Source organism: Pseudomonas sp. MF6755 (genome assembly GCF_016405635.1).
GTDB lineage: Bacteria > Pseudomonadota > Gammaproteobacteria > Pseudomonadales > Pseudomonadaceae > Aquipseudomonas > Aquipseudomonas haemolytica.
In genome coordinates this window covers 1-1,321 of the sequence record NZ_JAEKDA010000050.1, presented here as the reverse complement: position 1 = coordinate 1,321, position 1,321 = coordinate 1, and the positions used below count along the sequence as shown (strand labels likewise).

The following is a 1,321-nucleotide window of genomic DNA, read 5'->3' as shown; positions in this document are numbered from 1 at the left end:
GGTATGACTCACCCACATGGGTTACAAATCAGTTCACGCACATAGGTAACAGTTTTTAACTGGCAGGGTCGATTTCGCGAGGATCTGACCATGCCCTGGAAAGAGCTGAAACCTATGGACCTAAAAGTGATGTTTGTAGCTGAATATATGACTGGAAAACACAGCCTTAGCCAGCTATGTCGAGACTATGAAATCAGCCGAAAGACCGGCTACAAGTGGGTCGAGCGATACAAAGCAGAAGGTCCCAGTGGGCTTGATGAGCGTAGTCGTCGTCGGCACCAGCAGACTTATGTGGTGCCTTTGGCGGTAAAGCAGGCGATTATCGAACTTCGTTCTATAGGCGAGACAATCCCTGGGCCGAAAAAGATCCAGAGTGATTTGATAAAGCGTTTTCCGGACCAGGATCCGCCCTCGAAAACGACTATTTATAACATCCTCAAAGCAGCCGATCTGATCACGCCGCGACCCTTGCGGCCAAGGGTTGCTGTCTATCCAAAACCGTTACGTAAGGCAGATGTACCTAATCAGCTTTTCAGTGCTGACTACAAAGGCCAGTACCTAACGGGTGCGGGCGTATGGTGTTATCCGCTAACGATCATGGACCATGCCAGTCGCTTCTTGCTCGCCTGTCAGAGCATGCCCAGCACCAATTTCAAGGAGACCCAAGAGACGTTCGAACGGGTGTTTCGCGAGTATGGTTTGCCTGAGCGCATCCGTACTGACAACGGAGTGCCGTTTGCCAGCACAGGGCGCGGAGGGCTGTCACAGTTGTCGATCTGGTGGCTACGGCTGGGGATCATTCCAGAGCGTATCGAGCCCGGTCGGCCAGACCAAAATGGCCGGCACGAGCGTATGCACCGAACACTGAAAAGCACTCTACCCAATCCACCTGCAGTTGCTTGGGAGTCTCAGCAGAAACACTTTGATCGTTTCATACAGCACTACAATTACGAGCGAGGGCATGAAGCGCTGAGCCAGAAAACACCGGCTTCATGCTATTCACCTTCACCTCGAGCCTATCCGGAGAAACTGCCGGAGATGGGTTATGCAAGTCATATTGAGTGTTACCGGGCTGACTCAAACGGGATGATTTATCGGTCAGGTCTACGGATTTATGTGGGGAATGTACTGAAATACCAGACTATTGGATTGGAGATGCTGAGCGACGATGTGTGGGCTGTTATTTTCGGCCCAGTGATCCTCGGACAAATGGATGCGAGGAATGCAGACAAGGACGGCTATATTTCACTCAAAGTGTTACCTATGTGAATGCACTTTTGTGTAACCCATGTGGTTGTCCCGTACACGCCCCACCACTCGG

The 1,321-nt window shown here is 51.3% G+C and carries 1 protein-coding gene; it reads left to right on the top strand.

Translation table 11 applies throughout. The features are described 5' to 3' along the window. Positions 1-90: 90 nt before the first annotated feature. Entirely contained in the window at positions 91-1,269 is a 1,179-nt protein-coding gene (locus JFT66_RS29630; RefSeq protein WP_153840009.1) for an integrase core domain-containing protein, read from the top strand. Positions 1,270-1,321 lie beyond the last annotated feature (52 nt).

Bases quoted from the DNA above. Each gene is read 5' to 3' on its own strand.
- JFT66_RS29630 (WP_153840009.1), top strand. From the start codon at position 91: ATGCCCTGGAAAGAGCTGAAACCTATGGACCTAAAAGTGATGTTTGTA.